We start from the raw sequence: 19389 nt of genomic DNA, 5'->3' as shown, positions 1-19389 counted from the left end.
AGGAGCCATGGTGGACACCAAAACCGAGATCAAGACCAAGGGGTTCCGGCTCGACCTGAGCCGGGCCGAGTGGCTCGCGAGCACCCAGGGGGGATCGGCCGCCAACCGTGTCGAGGTGGCCTTCGTCGACGAGGCCATCGCGGTCCGGGACTCCCGCAACCCGGCCGGCCCCGCGCTGATCTTCACGGCCGCAGAGTGGGACGCCTTCGTCGGCGGTGCCAAGGACGGCGAGTTCGACCTCTGACCTGCATGTCAGCCCGGTGCGCATGGCCGAGGGTTTGAACCTACTGTGGCCATTTGCCCGATTTTGCCGTCGCTGAGTGCGACTCCCCTCGTTGAACGGCTCATGAGCGCGGGCCGGACCGCGCGACGGGCCGGAATGGACTTCCGAACGAGGCAAGGCATAAAGATGACGATTGGCTCCGACAACCTCAGCAATGGTTCGTCGACGGCGCAGGACCGATTCAGCGGGGGCGTCAGCGCGTACCGGCAGAGTCGGCGGGACGCCCTGTCCCCGGACAGCGACGGCGAACTACTCTCCCGCGGCAGCTCCGGGCTGCCGACCCGGATGCCCGGGCGCACGCACTCGCCCTCCCACAGCCTCGAGCCGACGAGCGCGCTCGACCGGGCGGCCAAACTGCCCTCCCTGGATCTTCAGGGCCTGACCGAACCGGTCTTCTCGTCGAGCAGCTGGGAAAGCTCGCCGAGCCAGTCGATGGCGGACCATCCGCTGCTGCGCGGGCTGCTCCAGGAGCTGCCGCCGCGCGGCACGCTGCCGCAGTCCGACTGGTTCGACCGGTGGTTCGAGGCGGCACGCTCCATCTTGGAGCTGATCTACACCCAGGAGGCCAAGAAGTTCTGACGCACGTGGCGGCGTGCTCCGGCCGGCCGGCCCGTCGACAGACGGCCGCAGCCGGCCGTCTCCGTCTCCGAACAAAGCCGGACCACTTCCTTCATCGTCGCTGGTTCAGCCTGGTCGGGATCACGGTTCGATGATCTTGGGGAGCCGCTTCTCGGCGGCCCGGGATCATCAGAACGGGCGCGATCCCCCGCCGAGCGGAGCGAGACCGGACAACAGAGCCAGGCGGCTGTGCCGCAGCCCCGCCCGCAGCCCGATCACCGCCACAGCGACCGCGACCACGGTGATCGCCACACCGGCGACCCCGGAACCCGGCAGCGACACCACACCCGCGGCGATCGGCAGGCCCACCAGCGCGGCCACCCCGGTCACCTGCAGCGGTGCCGTCACCAGCGGATGCGCGGCTGCGGCGCGCAGCCCCGGCGGCACCGGAACGAGCGGAGCGGTCGCGAACGCACCCGCTCCCTGCCGGACCCGGGAGAGACGGCGCAGGGTCGCGGTGAGGACGATCAGAGCCGGTACGGCCGGGAACAGCGCGGCCGCCGGAGCGGCCGACACCCCGGGCACCGCCTCGACGATGAACGGGAGCGCGACGAACACCACGGCGCCCGCAACCACCAGGGCGGTCAGGAGCCGGGCCCGGCGACGGAGCTGACCTGCGGTGCCGGCGGTCGGCAGACCGTCGACGAGGAGCCCGGCGCTGAGCCAGATCGCGGCGAGGGTGCCGATCAGGATGACGTCCACTGCGGTGTCCACAGGATCAGCGTTCACCGATTGTGGTCGATTCGAAACCGGGTTATGCCCGGAACGCCGACCCGTAGGGGTGGTGGCGACCCACCCCTGCCGAAGGCCGCCGCAGGTCAGACCGCGAAATCGTGGACCGGAACGGTGGCGGGGGCCGGCGGGGCCGCCTTCCACAGTCCGAGCTTCTGCGCGAAGAGCCGGCTGAGGTAGGCCGGGTTCAGCAGCACGTAACGCTTCCAGAGCCGCTTGGGCTCCAGGCCGAGACGCCAGAGCCACTCGAGCGCGAACCTCTGCATCCACGCGGGCGGGTTCTTCAGCAGGCCGGCGTGGTAGTCGAAGGCGGCGCCGACGGCGAGCAGAGGCATGTCGAGGTGCGGGCGCATCGCGTACGTGAAGATCTCCTGGCGCGGGCAGCCGAGCCCGACCAGGACGATGCGCGCACCGGAGTCCTTGATCCGCTCGGCGATCTGTTCCGGCTCGCCGGGCTGCGAGGAGCGGAACTTCGACGCCTCCACCCCGGCGATCTTCAGGGCCGGGAACATCGCGATCAGCGCCGGGACGAGCTTGTCGAGGACCGGCTGGGTCGACCCGTAGAGGTAGACGGGCAGCCCCTCGGCGGCGGCCTGCTCGACCACCTGGAGGGTCAGCTGCGGGCCGTAGACCCGGTCGGTGAGGCCGGCGCCGTGCAGCAGGTTGAGCGCCCACCGGACCGGCTGGCCGTCCGGGGTGACGAGGTCGAACGAGTTGAGCCGGGCGTTGTGCGCCGGATCCTGCACGCCGGTCATCACGCCGTGCACGGCCAGCGCGGTGACGGCGAACGGGCGCTGCTCGCGGGCCGCCTCGATGATCTGTGCCGTTGCCGTCGCGTAGTCCGTAGCGTCGACGAGCACGCCGAGCACGTTCTGCTTGCCCCGAACGGTTCCGGTAGGTGTGACGGTCACGGACGACACTCCAGCCCTAGCCATGAAGAACAGTGAGCGGCGAGCATAACGCCACCTCCCCGGATACCCCATGGTCGACCACGGACCACATGACGGTTCCGCCCGGTTCCTGCCCCCACCGTCCCCGACGACCGCTGTGCGGGCAATCCCTGGAGAGGGTGGCGCGCCCGGAACCCCGGAGACCGAGGGTGACGTGCGCCGCACTTACCAGCCCGAAAACCCCGCTGTGACCCGTTTGAACGAGATTCGCCCCACTGTGCCGGAAACCCAGCCCCGCGCGTGTCGTCGTTCAAAATCACTGAGAAGAAGGACCACGACGACCGCAAGAAGAAGTCGAGAACAAGTCAAGGGCGAAGCCGAAGCCGAGACGAGCCACCAACCGGGCCGACCCGGCACTTTCCAGGGTGACCATCGCAACGCGGGGGTCTGGGGGCTCGGCCCCAGGCAGGAAAACGACGAGAGGCCCCAGGTTCGCGCTTTCCGCGAACAAGGAGCCCCGATGTCGAATCGTGGGGATGGGGGGAGTTGAACCCCCACGTCCTTTCGGACACACGGACCTGAACCGTGCGCGTCTGCCATTCCGCCACATCCCCATGTGACTTGCCCTGAGATCGTATAACTGACCTCGTGGCCCGAAGTAAGCGGGTCCGGTGTGATCCGGTCTAGCCTGCTTCTGGTTACTGCGAGCGACAGACTACGCTGTCGCTCGTCACTAAGCGATTTTGATATCGCCTGGCGACGCCGAAACAGTAGCACGGCGTCGGAGGTGGTCATACGAGGGTCAGAAGTGCCGGGTGCTCTTGGGCTACAGATGCGCAAGCGGCGGCCGGATACCATCATGTCCTCGGAACCCGAGGAGGAGCCGGTGAGCGTGCTGCAGCGCTTTGAGAAGCGATTGGAAGGCCTGGTCGAGGGGGCCTTCGCGAAGGTGTTCAAGGGTGTCGTGCACCCTGTGGAGATCCTGAATGCCATGCAGCGGGAGGCCGAGGCACACAAGGCCATCCTTGCCGGTGGCCGCACCCTCGTGCCCAACCGCTATGTGATCGATCTTTCGCCCTACGACCACAGCCGTCTGGCGCCCTATGCGGCCGCGCTGGCCCAGGAGCTGGCCCAGTCGCAGGCCGAGTTCATCGGCGAGCAGGCCTGGACGGTCTACGGCGATGTGATCGTGGAGATCGAGCGGGGCGACGGACTGGACACGGGCATGTTCCGTGTGACCGCGGAGGTGTACACCGGTGGCGAGGTCGCCCCGGTGCAACAGCCCGCTTACGACGCGGGCGGCTACGGGTCGCCCTACGACCAGCAGGGTGGATACCAGCAGCACGGCGGCCACGGTGGTGGCCCGCGCAGTGTCGGCCTGGTCTCCGGTGACGGCCGGACCTACCCGCTGCAGATGGGCTCGACCGTGATCGGCCGTGGCGACCAGGCGAACCTTCGCCTGCCGGACGTCGGCATCTCGCGTCGGCACGCCCGTCTGGACTACGACGGCAATCAGGTCGTGCTGACCGATCTCGGATCGACGAACGGGACGATGGTCAACGGCCAGCGTGTGTCGGCTGTGGCGCTGAACCCGGGCGACATGATCCAGCTCGGCACGACCACGCTCACCTTCCGAGTGGACGGCTAGCGACCTTGCCCGAATTCGTCCTCACCGTCGCCCGTTTCGGATTCCTGATCCTTCTGTGGATCTTCGTGTTCACGGTGGTCGGGGTCATCCGGCGGGACCTCTTCGCCGGTGGCCGGTCCAAGAGCATCGTCGCCAGCCCTCGGGGGGTGGGTGGCACGGTGCTGCCAGGCCGGCCGGCGAAGGTGAAACGCGGTAAGGCGGCGCGGCAGATGGTCGTGACCGCCGGTCAGTTGGCCGGCACCCGGATCACGCTCGGCGAGGTTCCGATCACGATCGGACGCGCCGAGGATTCGACGCTCGTCATCACCGACGACTTCGCGTCCGCCCGCCACGCCCGGCTGGTGCCACGGGAAGGCCAGTGGTTCGTGGAGGACCTCGGCTCGACCAACGGCACGTACCTTGATCGCGGTAAGGTCTCCGGACCCACTCCAGTCCCCCTTGGCGTCCCGATCCGGATCGGGCGCACTTCTCTCGAGTTACGGCCATGACCCTGACCCTGCGCTATGCCGCTCAGAGCGACCGCGGTCTGATCCGAGACCTCAACCAGGACTCCGTCTACGCCGGTCCGCGACTTCTTGCTGTCGCGGACGGGATGGGCGGCATGGCCGCCGGTGACGTCGCGTCCAACATCGTCATCGCCGCCATGGCGCCACTCGACGACGACGTCCCCGGGGACGCCATGGTCGATGCCCTTCGGCACGCCGTCGGCACCGCCAACCAACAGCTGCGCGACACCGTCGATGCGAACCCGCAGCTCGAGGGCATGGGGACCACGCTGACCGCGGTCCTCTTCTCGGGCAGCAAGTTCGGCATGGTCCACATCGGCGACTCGCGTGCCTACCTTCTGCGCAAGGGTGAGTTCTCGCAGATCACGAAGGACGACACATACGTCCAGATGTTGGTCGATGAGGGACGAGTCAGCCCTGAGGAGGCGAGCAGCCACCCGCAGCGGTCGCTGCTCACCCGTGCGCTCGACGGCCGGGACATCGACCCGGAGTACTCGGTTCGCCAGGTGCTCAAGGGTGACCGCTACCTGATCTGCAGCGACGGCCTCTCCGGCGTGGTGAGCGCCGAGACGATCGGGCAGGCCATGCGGGAGATCCCGGACCCGAAGGCGTGCGTCGAACGGCTGGTGCAGCTCGCACTGCGCGGCGGCGGCCCGGACAACATCACCGTTGTCATCGCGGACGCCACCGACGCCGACATCGTCGAGCAGGCGCCGATCGTGGGCGGGGCGGCATCACTCGACCGGGGCAACACCACGGTCGCGGACAGCTCCACCTCGGCAGCCCGTGCCGCCGCGCTGAAACCGCCGCGTGCGGCACAGCCCGAGCCGGCCGCGGGCGGGTTCGAGCGCGAGCCGGAACCGGCCGGTCACCCGGTGCGGACCACCGTGATGGTGCTGGCTCTGCTCGGTGTGCTCGGCGGCGGTCTGTGGGCCGGCTGGAAGTACACCCAGAACCAGTATTACGTGGGTGCGACCGACGCGGGCCAACTCGCCATCTTCCAGGGTGTTCCCGGACAGGTCGCGGGTCTGGACCTGTCCACCGTGAGCGAGACCAGCCAGGTCCGCCTGGACGACCTGACCACGATCGCCCAGGCGCGCGTGAAGCAGGGCATCCAGGTCGACAACCGGGCCGCCGCACGGACCACCCTCGCCGATCTGACCACCGACGAGCCGTCGAACCCGAACCTGAAGCCGATCTGCGAGGCGCCCACCGCGTCGCCGACCGTCACCACTTCAGCTCCGGTGAAACCGGCCGCCGGTGCGAGTGGCCGGCCCGGTGGCGCGGTCACCACGCCGCCGTCCGCGCCGGTCAGCTCGCCGACCGCCGTCCAACCGACCGAGACCGACTCGCCGGCCGAGGATTCGGTCGGGTGCCGAACCGTCGACTGAGCACGGCCTACACGTCTGGGGAAAACTCTTGACCGCGCCCGCCGTACCGGCTCCGACGCCCGCTTCCACGGGTGAGATGTCGCGTATCCCGGGATTGAAGACCCGCCGTAACGCCGAGCTCGGGTTGCTGGCGTTCGCCATGGTCATCGTCGCCGTCTTCGGCGCGACCGTGGAGGCGAACAAGTACGAATCGCTCCAGTCGAGTTTCTGGGTGCCGGCCGCGTTGCTGAGCATCCTGTTCCTCGGCCTGCACATCGTGGTGCGTATCGTGGCTCCGTACGCGGATCCCGTGCTGCTCCCCACGGTGGCGTTGATCAACGGCATCGGTGTGGCGTTCCTGCGCCGCATCGACATCGCCGACGCGATCAACGACAAGCTGCCGCCGCCGGGCATCTTCTCCGGCACCGGCGGTCGGCAGCTGGCCTGGACGCTGATCTCACTCATCCTGGCCGCGGGTCTGCTCCTGGTGGTCCGTGACCACAAGAACATCTCGAAGTACGCGTACACGCTCGGCCTCACCGGCATCGTGCTGATGATGATCCCGGCCGTGCTCCCCGCCAGCCTCTCCGAGGTGAACGGCGCGAAGCTGTGGATCAAGATCGGTGGCTTCTCCATCCAGCCGGGTGAGTTCGCCAAGATCATGCTGGTCACGTTCTTCGCGTACTACCTGGTCCGCAAGCGCGAGGTGCTCTCGCTGGCCAGCAAGCGCTTCCTCGGCGTCGACTTCCCGCGTGGCCGCGACCTCGGTCCGGTCATCACGGTGTGGTTGTTCAGCCTCCTGGTCCTGGTCTTCGAGAAGGACCTCGGCACCGCGCTGCTGTACTTCGGCCTGTTCGTGGTGACCCTCTACGTCGCCACCGAACGGTCCAGCTGGTTGATCATCGGTCTGCTGCTGTTCTTCGGCGGCGTCTACGTGGCCTACCTGCTCGGCGCCTCGGTCGGCGGTCCGTTCGCGAACTTCTACGACCGGGCGGACGTCTGGCTCAACCCGTTCGACGACGACCAGTACAACCGGGTCGGCGGCAGCTTCCAGCTGGTCCAGGGCCTGCTCGGCCTCGGCACCGGCGGACTGTTCGGCACCGGGCCGGGCGCCGGTTCGCCGCTGTTCGTCCCCGAGGTCCGCAACGACTTCATCTTCGCCGGCCTGGGTGAGGAGATCGGCCTCTTCGGCCTCTCCGCGCTGCTGGTCTGCTACCTGCTGATCGTGGTGCGCGGCATGCGCGCGGCGATCGGCGTCCGGGACTCGTTCGGCAAGCTGGTCGCCGGCGGTCTCTCGTTCACCCTCGGCCTGCAGGTGTTCGTCATCCTCGGCGGCATCACCGGCCTGATCCCGCTGACCGGTCAGACCACCCCGTTCCTCTCCTCCGGCGGTTCGTCACTGATGGCGAACTGGCTGCTCGTCGCGATGCTGATGCGCATCTCGAATGCGGCCCGCGGCCCCGCGACCAGCGGTGGCGGCATCGGCGGAGTGGAACGCCCGGCCGGACCGAAGAAAGCTCCCACCCAGTTGCACGGCGCCATGACGGAGGTGATCAAGCCGTGAACGCACCCCTGCGCAAGTCCGGCGTGGTCCTCCTGGTTCTCTTCGGGCTGATCTTCGCCAACCTCAACTGGATCCAGGCCTACAAGGCCGACGAGTACCGCACCGACTGGCGCAACGCCCGCGTCATCGTCGCCCAGTACGAACGTCCCCGCGGCATCATCGAAGCGGCCGGTGGCGTCGCCCTCGCCGAGAACACGGCGACCGACGACAGCCTGAAGTACCTGCGCGTCTACCCCGAGGGGGAGATGTACGGGCCGGTCCTCGGCTACAAGCCGGTCAACATGAGCGCGGTCGGCATCGAGAGCGCGGAGAACGACTTCCTGTCCGGGGAGAGCGACAAACTCTTCGCGGACCGGCTCAGCGACATGTTCACCGGCAACGAGACCAACGGCGGCAACGTCGTGCTCTCGTTGAAGCCCAAGGCTCAGGAGGTCGCCTGGAAACAGATGACCAAGAACGAGCGTGGGGCGACGAAGGGCGCGGCGGTCGCGATCGACCCGCGGACCGGCGCGATCCAGGCGCTGGTCTCGATGCCGAGCTTCGACCCGAACGCACTGGTCAGCCACGACACCAAGGCGGCCGCGGCGGCGTACCAGAAGCTGAACAAGGACGAAGACCAGCCGATGCTGAACCGCGCGGTCGCCAACAACCTGCCTCCGGGCTCGGTGTTCAAGGTGATCGTCTCGGCGGCGGCTCTGGAGGCGGGTTACAGCCCGTCGTCGGAGATCGAGGCCGGCTCGGTCTACCGCGAGGGCGGCGCCACCATCCGCAACTCCGAGGAAGAGGTGTGCACCGGCTCCCAGGTGACCCTCAAGGAGGCGCTGACCCGCAGCTGCAACACCGGCTACGCGCGTCTCGGCGTCGAGCTCGGCGCGGACAAGGTCAAGGCGGCGGCCAAGGCGTTCGGTTTCGAGGACGACACCCTCAAGGTCGGCGACCTGGAGAGCGGCGCGGGTCTCACCGTCGCCGCCAGCCGTACGGGTGACATCGCCAACCAGGACGGCAGCACCGACACCGCCGCTCTGGCGCAGTCCTCGCTCGGCCAGCGTGACGTCCGGATCACCCCGCTGCAGGGCGCGATGATCGCCGCCACGGTGGCCAACGGTGGTGCCCGCAGGCAGCCGTACCTCGTGCAGCAGTTGCTCGGCCCGGACCGGCGGACGCTCTACACCGCCGAGCCGAAGACCCTGAACAACGCCGTCTCCTCGAAGGTCGCCGACGGCCTCAAGGAGATGATGGTCAGCGTCGTCGAGAACGGCACCGGCACGAAGGCTCAGATCAGCGGGATGACGGTCGGCGGCAAGACCGGCACCGCGCAGAACGCCGAGGGCGCCGACCCGCACGGCTGGTTCGTCGGCTTCGCCTTCAACGACAAGGGTGAGGCGGTTTCCGCGGTGTGCGTCATGCTGGAGAACGTTCCCGGCGGTAGCGCCAGCTCCGAGGCGGCCCGGATCGCCGGACTGATCATGAAGGCTGCGGCCCAGTGAACGGCCACCGTGAGCTCGGGAGGGGACTGAGATGATCCGCCCGGGTGTCACGCTGGGTGGGCGATACCGCTTGGAGGAGCGGATCGCCGGTGGCGGCATGGGTGACGTGTGGCGCGGCACGGACGACGTGCTGGGCCGGACCGTCGCGGTCAAGATCCTGCTGCCCGCCCTGCTGGACGAGCCGGGCTTCGCCGAACGGTTCCGTGGCGAGGCCCGGACCATGGCGACGATCAACCACCCGGGTGTGGTGGATGTCTACGACTACGGGAGCGACCAGCAGATCGCTTTTCTCGTAATGGAGTACGTGGAAGGTGACGCGCTCTCCCGTACTCTCAGCCGGGTCGGCCGGCTGACGCCCGCGCGGACCATGGCACTGGTCGCTCAGGCGGCCGACGCGCTGCAGGCCGCGCATGCCAACGGCATCGTGCATCGCGACGTCAAACCCGGAAACCTGCTGGTCCGGACGAACGGCACCCTGGTCCTCACGGACTTCGGCATCGCCCGTTCGGCGCTCGTCGGCCAGCTCACCGTGGCGGGCGCGGTGCTCGGCACCGCCTCGTACATCTCCCCCGAGCAGGCCGCCGGCGACGTGGCGACCTCCGCGTCCGATGTGTACGCGCTCGGCGTCGTCGCCTACCAGTGCCTCTCCGGGCACCGGCCGTTCGACGGCAGCACCCCCATCGAGATCGCCATGAAGCACGTGCGGGAGACCCCGCGCCCGCTTCCCGGTGACATCCCGCCGGCCGTCCGCGCCATCGTGGACCGGGCGATGGCGAAGGACCCGTCGGCCCGCTGGCCGAGCGCCGCGGCGATGGCGACGGTGGCGCGGCAGGCCGCGTCGTCGCTGACCACCTCGATACAGCCGCCGGTCTCGCAGCCGGTGCACACTCCCGGCCCGGCGAGTCCGGCGCCGTCGCACCCGCAGTCCGGGGCCGCCCGGGCCGCGGTGTCCCGCCCGGTCTCCGGGGCGCGGGGTGCCGCCTCCGTCCCGCCGGCCAACGTTCCCTCTTCACCGCCTCCGCCCATGCCGCCGCCCTACCGGCCACAGCCGGGACCGGCGGCCAACGGGTACTCGCCGCCGGTCGCGCCGTCGGCGAAACCGGAGAATTCGTTCGGCCGTCAGGTCCTTGTCGTTCTCGCCGTTGTGCTGGCACTTCTCGTGTTGCTCTGCGCCGGGGTCATCTCTTTCCTGTTACGACATGGCAACGGCAACTTCGCCGCGGACAATGCGCTGGGCTATAACAGCAGCTCTACGGCTATCCTCCGCTCGGGCGTGGTCGTCGACCCAGTGTCGGTGGCGTCGTACCGTCTTATGAAGGCCGATGCCCAGTTCGGCTGGATCCGACCGAACGAAGGACGACAGACGTTATGACGGCTCAGGCCCGCCTGCTCGGTGGCAGGTATCAGGTCGGCGAGCTGCTCGGTTACGGTGGCATGGCCGAGGTGCACAAGGGGCGCGACCTGCGTCTCGGCCGCGACGTGGCGATCAAGATGTTGCGGTCCGATCTGGCTCGTGACGCCACTTTCCAGGAACGCTTCCGTCGTGAGGCCCAGAATTCGGCAGCCCTGAACCATCCGGCAATCGTCGCCGTCTACGACACCGGTGAAGAGATCTCGTCGACCAACGAGAAGGTCCCCTTCATCGTCATGGAGTTCGTCAACGGCGAGACCTTGAAGGAGTTGCTCGCCCAGGAGCAGCGGTTGCAGCCACGCCGCGCCCTGGAGATCACCGCCGACATCTGTGCGGCGCTGGAGTTCAGCCACCGCCACGGGATCATCCACCGGGACATCAAACCCGGCAACGTGATGATCACGCAGAACGGCCAGGTCAAGGTGATGGACTTCGGCATCGCCCGGGCCCTGGCCAGCGGCGCCACCACGATGACGCAGACCAGCGCCGTGATCGGCACCGCCCAATATCTCTCCCCGGAGCAGGCCCGCGGCGAGTCCGTCGACGCGCGTTCCGATGTGTACGCGGCCGGCTGCGTCCTGTTCGAACTGGTCATCGGCCACCCGCCGTTCGTCGGCGACAGCCCGGTCAGCGTGGCGTACCAGCACGTCCGGGAGGACCCGCGGACGCCCAGCTCGATCGTCCACGACCTGCCGCCGGAGATCGACGCGATCGCCCTGAAGGCGCTGGCGAAGAACCCGGTCAACCGTTACCAGAGCGCCCAGGAGATGCGCGCCGACGCACTGCGTGCCGTCTCCGGGCGCCCGGTGATGGCCACCCCGGTGATGAGCCAGGCCGAGACGATGGCGATGGGCGGCGGCGCCGCCACCCAGCGGTGGCAGCCGCAGGGCGCCACCACCATGCAGCGGCCGATCGAGGCCACCATGGGGCCGCCGCGCCGCCAGGACAACAAGTCCTCGATGGTGATGGCGGTGCTGGCCGGTCTGGCCGTGCTCGTCGTGGTGGTCCTCGGCGTGGCTCTGGCGATGAGCAAGGGCAACGACAACGACACCACGGCGCAGACGCCCACCGCGACGGTGCCCAACGTGAAGGGGCTGTCGGAGAAGGACGCCAAGGCCAGACTCACGGAGCTGAAGCTGACCAACGTCACGATGCTCGACCCGACCAAGGAGAAGGACTGCGAGGGCAAGATCGCCACGCAGGACCCGACCGCGGGGGTGACGGTCCCGATCGATCAGGCGATCAGCCTGCAGGTCTGCAACGCGCCGGACGTGGCCACCATCCCCGAGGGGCTGGTCGGCGGCACCGGCAGCGCCGCCGAGGCCGCGCTGAAGTCGGCCGGTCTCGAGTCGAACATCCGCAACGTGGACAGCGGCTCGCCGGAGGGTCAGGTCGTCGCGATCCTGGTCGACGGCAACGAGGTCAAGGGCGGCCAGACGTTCGAGCCGGGCACCACGGTCACCGTGCGGGTCTCCCGGGGCAACCTGGTCAGCGTCCCCGAGCTGGAGGGCAAGACGCAGGCGGTCGCCGAGGCACTGCTCGAGCAGAAGGGCCTGGAGGCCGAGGTCAAGCTGGTTCAGGCCGACGGCGAACCCGGCACCGTGGTGGCGCAGAGCCAGCGGGCCGGCAAGAACGTCGAGAAGGGCACCAAGGTCACGATCAGCGTGGTCGAGGAGACGCCCGAGGTCGACCCGAGCAGCGGCAGTGGCCTGCCCTCGTCGGAGGACCCCGGTGACGGCACCGGTGGTGGCGAGCAGGAGGGCTGAGCCCGTCCGAGCATGAAGAAGGGCCGTGACCCCCTGGGGGTCACGGCCCTTTCAGCGTCACGCTGAGGCGAAAGCGGACCGCCGACGTGTTTCCACCTCGGCGGCGAGCGCCGGGGCCTTCTCCAGCGCTGTGGGGAGGCCGCACGAGGCGAGCCAGTTCGCCAGCATGGTGTGCCCGCCCTGGGTCAGCACCGATTCGGGGTGGAACTGCACACCCTCGATCGGCAGTTCGCGGTGCCGCATCGCCATCACGACACCCGACGCGGTCCGCCCGGTCACCTCGATCTGCGCGGGCAACGTCTCGGGCAGGACGGCCAGCGAGTGGTACCGCGTCGCGATGAACGGCTCGGGCAGCCCGGCCAGCACACCGTCACCCTGGTGGAAGACCTCGGAGGTCTTGCCGTGCAGCAGTTCGGGCGCCCGGGTGACGGTCGCCCCGAACGCCGCGCCGATCGCCTGGTGGCCGAGGCAGACACCGAACATCGGGACGGTTCCCGCGTACGCCCGGATCACGTCCATCATGATCCCGGCACGCTCGGGGGAACCGGGGCCCGGCGAGAGCAGGATGCCGGCCGCGCCGAAGCCGGCCACGTCGTCGACGCTGATCTCGTCGTTGCGCCGCACCTCGCACTCCGCGCCGAGCTGACCCAGGTATTGCACCAGGTTGAAGACGAACGAGTCGTAGTTGTCGATCACGAGAATGCGCACGTCGTCACCTAGCTTGCCTCGGGCGAAGGGTGGTTGGTGGTGTCGCTGTAGGGCAACTCGTCGGGGGCTTCCTCGCCGGGGATCGTGCCGTCGGACCCGCCGTCGACCTCCTGCCCGGTGCCGGACTCGACCTGGACGTCGTCGAACGGCAGCAGCGGGGTCGCCCACGGGAAGATCACGTACCAGAGCAGCGAGCCGACCGCCGTGAGCAGCACCAGCGAGAAGGTCAGCTTGCTCCGGAAGCCACCCGGGAACTTGCGCCAGATCCAGGCGTACACGGCTAGGCCTTCATCTCCGCCGGCATGCCGGCGTCGGCCGCGGTGGTGTCCCGGGGCACCGTCTTGACGAGGTCGGCGTGCACGACGAGGCGCTCGTAGTTGTTGAACTTCGGGTTGCAGGTGGTCAGGGTCAGGACCGCCTTGGTCGCCTTGGCCTTGGGCTTGTTGGGGACCGCCGCGACCACCTCGACCGCGGTCGGCTTGACGACCTGGTGGCCGGAGACCTGATAGACGTACCAGTTGTCGCGGGTCTCCACGCCGATCACGTCGCCGGGCTTCAGCTCGTCGAGGCGCCAGAAGATCTTCCGGATGCGGTGTCCGGCGACCGAGAAGTTGCCGATCTGGCCGGGCTTGGCGGTCTCCGGGTAGTGGCCGGGCGCGTACCGGATGTCGTCCGGCTTCACACCGTCGACGACCACCCAGTTCATGTCGAACTTCGGGATGTAGAGCACGCCGACGTACTGCGAGCCGGGCGGTGCGGGCGCCTGGACGCCGCTGCTGGCGCTGGGTGCGACGGTCGGGTCGGCCCACGAGTCGCGCAGGTCCTGCGCCAGGTGGTCCTGTTCCTCCTGGACCTTGGCCGAGTTGCCGAACACCTGGTAACCGGCGAACAGCAGCACCACCAGGCCGAAAGTGATCATCAGTTCGCCGGCGCCGCGGATGCCGGTGCGGATCCGCGAGCCGATCGTCGGCCGGGTCAGCTCGGAGTAGACGCTCTTGTAGCCCTCCTCGGTCTGCTCCGGCCGGAGCTTGACCACCCGCTCGCCCTTCTTGGGCTCGACCGGCTCGGCCGGCGGCTGCGGGGCACTCGCGACCCGCGCCACGGCGTCCGGATCGACGGTGGCCGCGCCGAGTGTGGCGTCCGGCCCGGCGGCCTCCCGGGCGGCCTGCGCCGCGCTTCCCGCGGCCTCGGTGCCGGTGGTCACGGTGGGCATCATGCTGGTCGGAGCAGCGAGGGTACGAATGACAGCCGTCGGACTGTGATCCCGGTGGGGGACGGCCGCGGCGGCCCACGAACCGGTGTCCTGGCCGGGGGCGGTGGCGGGAGCCGGGGCGGTGGCGGTGGTCGGCTGGTTCCAGCCGGTGGCCCCGCCGACCGCGTCGCGGGACTCGGGGGCCGGCGAGCGTGCCGGGTTCCAGCCGGTGGGGGCGGGGGCCGCCGTGCTCAGACGGCCGCTCCAGTCCGCTCCCGTGCCACCGGCGCCGGGGTCGTGGCCGGGCGCGGGCGGGGTGACCGGTCCGCTGCTCGCGGCCCAGCCCGGTGCCGGCGCGTTCGTGCCGCCGGCCCAGCTGGGGGTCTGCGGCGGCGGGTTGGTGCCGCCGGCCCAGCTCGGGGCCTGTGCCGCGGGGTTGGTGCCCCCGGCCCAGGCCGGAGTCTGAACGGGCGTCTGCGGGGGTGCCGCGGGCGGCACGGTCCAGGCGTCGCTCGCCTGCTGGGCGGCGCGTTCGGCGGACCCGCGATCCCAAGTGGAGGCCGGTCGCGGATCGGCGTTGCCGCCCAGGCCGACCGGGGGCGCCAGCGGGCCGCCGGGAACCCCGTCCGGGGAGGCGTCGCTGAGACGCGGGATGTACGCGGTCTGACCCTCGACGTCGCCGTCGGGTGCGCGGTGGCGGCCGGAACCGGCCCGGGGCGTCGGATTCTCCGGGGAGGTCACTGGGCAGCCTGCGCCGATCGGAGGTCGGTCGATCCGTCGTACGCCTGCACTCTCACGTTCTTCTCCACCTTTTCCGTGTAGCCGAGCCCGAAGTCGGCGACGGCCTCCCGGAACTGCCTGACTCCCTCTGCGGACTCCAACGCGTGACGCATGGATGTGGGTTCGCCAATCGCGGTGATCCTGAAGGGGGGAGAGAATACCTGTCCGTGGAGGAGCAGCGTGTTGCCGACACAGCGTACCGCGCTCGTGGAGATCACCCGGATATCCATGATCGTCATGGCTTCGGCGCCACCAGCCCAGAGAGCGTTCACGACCGCCTGGACGTCACCCTGATGCACGACCAGATCATCGTTGTCCGGAGCGTTCTCCGCGAAGTCCGTCCCACGACGGGGTGAGTCGTTGAGGGTGACGGACAGGCCCGGACCCTGCAGCGCGGTGAAGCCGGCCGGCTCGCGCATCGCGGCGGCGCTCTCCCGGGCGGCGCGGACCGGCTGGTCCACCTCGGCCAGACGCGCGGTCTCCTCGTCCACCTCGGCGAGCAGTTCGGCGGACTCCTCCTCGTGCTGGGCGAACCGTTCCCGCTTCTCGGTGATCAGCTGCGCCAGCTGGGGCCTGCGGTCGTCGCGCAGGGCCGTCCCGTCGGCGGTCGTCGCGGACGTCGTGAAGAGCAGGCCGGCCGCCAGCGCGATCAGCGGCACCCCGGCGGACCAGACCGATCGGCGGTCGCCACGCCGGGGCTTCAGGCCCCGCGCGACGCGCCGAAGAACGAGCCGCCAGGAGGGTCCACCAGCGGCGTTGTCCACGTCGCCGCCCCCTTGAATGACCACTCAGTCCCCCCTCAGAACCCGATCCCGGGTATTTTCCTGCCCCGGCGGGTGCCTGTTCGTGCAACCTCTTGACTACGCTAGCTGTCGAACAGTATTCGCCACGGGCAGCATTCGGGGTTTCCGGAGCCGCTCAGCGGTGGTTGTTCACCACTTGTTGCCCTCAGGAGAGCACCGTGCCGAAGTCACAGGTTCGCAAGAAGAAGGTCTACACCCCGCCGTCGGACATCAGCCCGGCGGTGAAGGCGGCGTCCAACAAGCCGAGTCCGGTCTGGCTGCCGTTCACGGCGGTGACCCTGATCGTCGTCGGCATCGCCTGGCTCGTCGTCTACTACCTCTCGTCGCAGCAGTGGCCGGTGGAGAGCTGGCGTTACTGGAACCTCGCGGTCGGTTTCGGCTGCATGGTCGCCTCGCTGGGCCTGCTGTCGCGCTGGCGCTGACCCGCCTGCTGTTCGTTGTTCCAAGCGCACCCCCGCTCTGCGTGGGGTGCGCTTTCGCCTGAGGGCCGGTCGCCGCGCGCCCATCTATTACTCATGGGTAACATAGGGTCGGCGTCCCGTCGACCGAGGAGGCACTACAGATGGGCATCGCGCAGATCGTCGCCACCGTCTCAGCGGGGGCGGTCACGGTGGTGGCCGTCTATCTCGCGGTGCGCGCCGTGCAGACCATCACGGCGGTGATCCGGCAGGGGCAGCCCGCCCCGGAGCGGTTCACCGAGCCGAAGACCCGGACGAAGACCATGCTGGTGGAGACCGTCGGTCACACCAGGATGCTGAAATGGTCCGCGATCGGCGCAGCGCACTGGTTCGTGATGTTCTCGTTCCTGGTGCTGTCGTTGCTGGTGCTCGAGGCGTACTTCGAGGTGGTCAGCCCGAGGCTGGGGCTGCCGCTGATCGGGCACTGGACGATCTTCGGTCTGGTCACCGAGTGGTTCGGCATCCTCGGCACGGCCGGCATCCTCTACCTGATCTTCGTCCGCCAGCGGCAGAAGCCGGGCGCGGTCAAACGGAGCAGGTTCCTCGGGTCGACCATGTGGCAGGCGTACTTCGTCGAGGCCGTGATCGTCGGGGTGCTGATCTTCGGCTTCCTGATCCGGGGCTTCAAGGTCGCGACGGACCACTTCGAGTACCCGTTGTGGGCGACCCCGGTCAGCCACGCGGTCGGCTCGGTCCTGCCGGCCTGGGAGGACGGCGCCACCTGGATGGCGCTCATCAAGATCTTCATCTCGATGACCTGGCTGATCACCATCTCGCTCAACCCGACGATGGGCGTCGCCTGGCACCGCTTCCTGGCGTTCTTCAACATCTACTTCAAGCGTGACCCGGAGAAGCCGGCCGGTTCCGGTCTCGGCCCGCTGAAGCCGATGATGAGCGAGGGCAAGCCGCTCGACTTCGAGGAGGCCGACCCGGAGAAGGACCAGTTCGGCGTCAACCAGGTCGAACAGTTCACTTGGAAAGGCCTGCTCGACTTCTCCACCTGCACCGAGTGCGGCCGCTGCCAGTCGCAGTGCCCGGCGTGGAACACCGCCAAGCCGCTCTCACCGAAGCTGCTGGTGCTGTCGTTGCGCGATCACGCGTACGCGAAGGCGCCCTACATGCTGGCCGGCGGCGGCAAGGACCTGATGGGCGAGGAGAAGGCCACCGAGGCCCAGCTCGCGCACATGGACGTCCTGGCGCTCGCCGAGGGCAACCGTCCGCTGATCGGCGGCGTCGACGAGAACGGCGTCATCGACCCGGACGTGCTCTGGTCCTGCACCACCTGCGGCGCCTGCGTCGAGCAGTGCCCGGTCGACATCGAGCACATCGACCACATCGTCGACATGCGCCGCTACCAGGTGCTGATCGAGTCGAGCTTCCCCTCCGAAGCCGGCGTGATGCTGCGCAACCTGGAGAACAAGGGCAACCCGTGGGGCGCCCCGCAGAACACCCGCGAGGACTGGACCAAGGGCCTGGACTTCGAGGTGCCGCGGGTCGGCGAGACCGAGGACTTCGAATACCTGTTCTGGGTCGGCTGCGCCGGCGCGTTCGAGGACCGGGCCAAGAAGACCACCCGCGCGGTCGCCACGCTGCTCAACGAGGCGGGCGTGAAATACGCGATCCTCGGCGAGGGCGAGACCTGCACCGGCGACCCGGCCCGCCGCATCGGCAACGAGTTCATCTTCCAGATGCTCGCCCAGCAGAACGTGGAGACGCTGACCGAGGCGCTCGGCGAGAACACCACCAAGAAGATCGTCGCGACCTGCCCGCACTGCTTCAACACCCTCGGCAACGAGTATGAGCAGCTCGGCCTCAAGGTCGAGGTGGTGCACCACACCCAGCTGCTGCAGCACCTGGTCGCCGAGGGCAAGCTGACGCCGGTCCAGCCGATCGAGGGCGACGTCACCTACCACGACCCCTGCTACCTGGGCCGGCACAACCGCGTCTTCGACGCACCCCGCGAGGTCCTGGGCGCGGCCGCCAACGTCATCGAGATGCCCCGCAACTCCGAACGCTCGTTCTGCTGCGGCGCGGGCGGCGCCCGGATGTGGATGGAGGAGCGCATCGGCAAGCGGATCAACGTCGAGCGCACCGAGGAGGCCCTGGCCACCGGCGCCAAGACCATCGCGGTCGGCTGCCCGTTCTGCTACACGATGATCGGCGACGGCGTCACCGGCAAGGGCAAGCAGGAGGAGGTCGAGGTCGTCGACGTCGCCACGGTCCTGCTCCGCTCCCTGAAGCAAGAGGCCTAGATCAAAGGCGAGTTCAAGTTCATGTCGTAGCCGGGTGGTGGGTGCGGACCGTCGCTCCCGCCGAGGGCCCGGCGGCTCCCGCCGGCCGCTGCGCGTCCGTAGCGCGGGAGCCACCGCGCGACCTGCGTGAGCGGTTGCGCTCACCCCTGAGGATCAAAACCACTCAACTGCCGCCGCCCCCACCGCCGTCGCCTCCACCGCCACCGCCGTCTCCGCCCGCGCTGCCGTCGCCGTAACTCATCACGGCGGCGGCGGTGACGGCCGCCTGGACGTCCTGGATGGCGCGGCGGACCGCGGCGGCCGCCCAGTCACCCTCGCTGATCTCGGCCAGCCGGGCGCGTACCCGTTTGCGGTCCAGATCCGGCAGCAGTCCGTGTTCCATGCCGGTGGCGGCCACCAGTGCACACAGTGCCGCGGTCCGGGGCGTGATCGGGTCGGGCCGGGTGACCGCCGAGTGGACCCGCTGCCGGGCGTCGGTGCGGGCCGGCGCCTCCGGACCGGCCACCGCCGGATATCGCGTCCGGGTGAAGACGAGCAGCATCGGGGTCTGCTCGACCCGCAGCACCTCGGCGGCGACCAGATCGTGCAGCACCCGCTTCTGGGTGCCGCGGGCGAACCGGGACACCCAGTGCACCGCCTTGCGCGGCCGGGCGTCACCGGCGATGCGGTCCAGGGCCTCGTCGGCGGCCGGGATCCCCACCGGGTCGCCCGCCGAGACCACGACCTTGCGGTCGGCGACGTCGATCCGGCGGGCCAGGGCGAGCTCCATCAGGATCGCCCCGCCGAGCCCGTGATCGATCCGGCCGCTGTCGATGATCCGGGCACCACGATCGTCATGTGCCAGCAGAACGAACTCTTCGAGTAGGTCCATACCTCGACGGTAGGCCCACTTGTCATCAGCAGGGTTAGTGCCGAACCGGT

18 protein-coding genes and 1 tRNA gene are annotated in these 19389 nt (G+C 69.2%); 11 read left to right on the top strand and 8 right to left on the bottom strand.

Annotated elements, in window-relative coordinates:
- Positions 1–10 precede the first annotated feature (10 nt).
- Positions 11–244, top strand: coding sequence for a DUF397 domain-containing protein (locus tag QSK32_RS37885; RefSeq protein WP_285474644.1), 234 nt, complete (start codon positions 11–13; stop codon positions 242–244).
- Positions 245–409: 165 nt separating this feature from the next.
- Positions 410–862 carry a hypothetical protein gene (locus QSK32_RS37880; protein WP_045742535.1) on the top strand — a complete coding sequence of 151 codons (453 nt, stop codon included), beginning with the start codon at positions 410–412 and terminating at the stop codon, positions 860–862.
- 168 nt (positions 863–1030) lie between these two features.
- On the opposite strand, the gene QSK32_RS37875 is transcribed toward QSK32_RS37880, so the two are convergent.
- The 3 genes from QSK32_RS37875 to QSK32_RS37865 all read right to left on the bottom strand — a co-directional run bounded on the left by QSK32_RS37875 (position 1031) and on the right by QSK32_RS37865 (position 3137).
- Positions 1031–1615, bottom strand: coding sequence for a hypothetical protein (locus QSK32_RS37875; RefSeq protein WP_045742536.1), 585 nt, complete (start codon positions 1613–1615; stop codon positions 1031–1033).
- Positions 1616–1719: 104 nt separating this feature from the next.
- Entirely contained in the window at positions 1720–2544 is an 825-nt protein-coding gene (locus QSK32_RS37870; RefSeq protein WP_245673945.1) for a WecB/TagA/CpsF family glycosyltransferase, read from the bottom strand.
- A gap of 510 nt (positions 2545–3054) precedes the next feature.
- Positions 3055–3137 (bottom strand) — tRNA-Leu (locus QSK32_RS37865).
- Positions 3138–3382: 245 nt separating this feature from the next.
- Between QSK32_RS37865 and QSK32_RS37860 the strand changes: the two genes are divergently transcribed.
- From QSK32_RS37860 to pknB, 7 genes are all read left to right on the top strand, one after another.
- Positions 3383–4171 (top strand): FHA domain-containing protein, encoded by a 789-nt coding sequence (locus QSK32_RS37860; protein WP_045742627.1) that lies wholly within the window; start codon positions 3383–3385, stop codon positions 4169–4171.
- Positions 4172–4176: 5 nt separating this feature from the next.
- Positions 4177–4659, top strand: a complete 483-nt coding sequence (locus tag QSK32_RS37855; protein ID WP_045742538.1) for an FHA domain-containing protein FhaB/FipA — start codon at positions 4177–4179, stop codon at positions 4657–4659.
- A complete protein-coding gene (locus QSK32_RS37850; RefSeq protein WP_045742539.1) occupies positions 4656–6068 on the top strand; it encodes a PP2C family serine/threonine-protein phosphatase in 1413 nt (470 codons plus the stop codon). The genes QSK32_RS37855 and QSK32_RS37850 overlap by 4 nt, the downstream gene beginning before the upstream one ends.
- A 76-nt stretch (positions 6069–6144) precedes the next feature.
- Positions 6145–7611, top strand: coding sequence for an FtsW/RodA/SpoVE family cell cycle protein (locus tag QSK32_RS37845; RefSeq protein ID WP_157411010.1), 1467 nt, complete (start codon positions 6145–6147; stop codon positions 7609–7611).
- A complete protein-coding gene (locus QSK32_RS37840) occupies positions 7608–9098 on the top strand; it encodes a penicillin-binding transpeptidase domain-containing protein (protein ID WP_045742541.1) in 1491 nt (496 codons plus the stop codon). The genes QSK32_RS37845 and QSK32_RS37840 overlap by 4 nt, the downstream gene beginning before the upstream one ends.
- Positions 9099–9129: 31 nt before the next feature.
- The gene (locus QSK32_RS37835; RefSeq protein ID WP_045742542.1) at positions 9130–10470 is read left to right on the top strand and encodes a serine/threonine-protein kinase; all 1341 of its coding nucleotides are present in this window, start codon (positions 9130–9132) and stop codon (positions 10468–10470) included.
- Positions 10467–12275 carry a Stk1 family PASTA domain-containing Ser/Thr kinase gene (gene pknB, locus QSK32_RS37830; RefSeq protein ID WP_045742543.1) on the top strand — a complete coding sequence of 603 codons (1809 nt, stop codon included), beginning with the start codon at positions 10467–10469 and terminating at the stop codon, positions 12273–12275. The genes QSK32_RS37835 and pknB overlap by 4 nt, the downstream gene beginning before the upstream one ends.
- A 57-nt stretch (positions 12276–12332) precedes the next feature.
- Here the strand turns inward: pknB and QSK32_RS37825 are convergent, their stop codons facing one another.
- From QSK32_RS37825 to QSK32_RS37810, 4 genes are read right to left on the bottom strand one after another with little or no spacing between them, the layout of a single operon-like run.
- Positions 12333–12983 carry an aminodeoxychorismate/anthranilate synthase component II gene (locus tag QSK32_RS37825; RefSeq protein WP_045742544.1) on the bottom strand — a complete coding sequence of 217 codons (651 nt, stop codon included), beginning with the start codon at positions 12981–12983 and terminating at the stop codon, positions 12333–12335.
- An 8-nt stretch (positions 12984–12991) separates the two neighbouring features.
- The gene (locus QSK32_RS37820; RefSeq protein WP_045742545.1) at positions 12992–13261 is read right to left on the bottom strand and encodes a hypothetical protein; all 270 of its coding nucleotides are present in this window, start codon (positions 13259–13261) and stop codon (positions 12992–12994) included.
- Positions 13262–13263: 2 nt separating this feature from the next.
- Complete coding sequence (locus tag QSK32_RS37815) at positions 13264–14916, bottom strand: class E sortase (RefSeq protein ID WP_285474643.1); 1653 nt, start codon at positions 14914–14916, stop codon at positions 13264–13266.
- The gene (locus tag QSK32_RS37810) at positions 14913–15719 is read right to left on the bottom strand and encodes a DUF881 domain-containing protein (RefSeq protein WP_045742546.1); all 807 of its coding nucleotides are present in this window, start codon (positions 15717–15719) and stop codon (positions 14913–14915) included. The genes QSK32_RS37815 and QSK32_RS37810 overlap by 4 nt, the downstream gene beginning before the upstream one ends.
- A gap of 197 nt (positions 15720–15916) precedes the next feature.
- Between QSK32_RS37810 and QSK32_RS37805 the strand changes: the two genes are divergently transcribed.
- Together QSK32_RS37805 and QSK32_RS37800 are read left to right on the top strand one after the other, a co-directional pair.
- Positions 15917–16180 carry a cell division protein CrgA gene (locus QSK32_RS37805; protein WP_045742547.1) on the top strand — a complete coding sequence of 88 codons (264 nt, stop codon included), beginning with the start codon at positions 15917–15919 and terminating at the stop codon, positions 16178–16180.
- Between the two features lie 140 nt (positions 16181–16320).
- Positions 16321–18468: a (Fe-S)-binding protein gene (locus tag QSK32_RS37800; protein ID WP_045742548.1), complete on the top strand. Its 2148-nt coding sequence runs from the start codon at positions 16321–16323 to the stop codon at positions 18466–18468.
- A gap of 163 nt (positions 18469–18631) precedes the next feature.
- Here the strand turns inward: QSK32_RS37800 and QSK32_RS37795 are convergent, their stop codons facing one another.
- Positions 18632–19339 carry a GOLPH3/VPS74 family protein gene (locus QSK32_RS37795; RefSeq protein WP_045742549.1) on the bottom strand — a complete coding sequence of 236 codons (708 nt, stop codon included), beginning with the start codon at positions 19337–19339 and terminating at the stop codon, positions 18632–18634.
- Between the last annotated feature and the right edge of the window lie 50 nt (positions 19340–19389).

This window comes from Actinoplanes sp. NBRC 101535, from assembly GCF_030269225.1.
Lineage (GTDB): Bacteria > Actinomycetota > Actinomycetes > Mycobacteriales > Micromonosporaceae > Actinoplanes > Actinoplanes rectilineatus.
The sequence above is the reverse complement of the archived record's forward strand: the minus strand, read 5'-3'. Positions and strand labels throughout refer to the sequence as shown.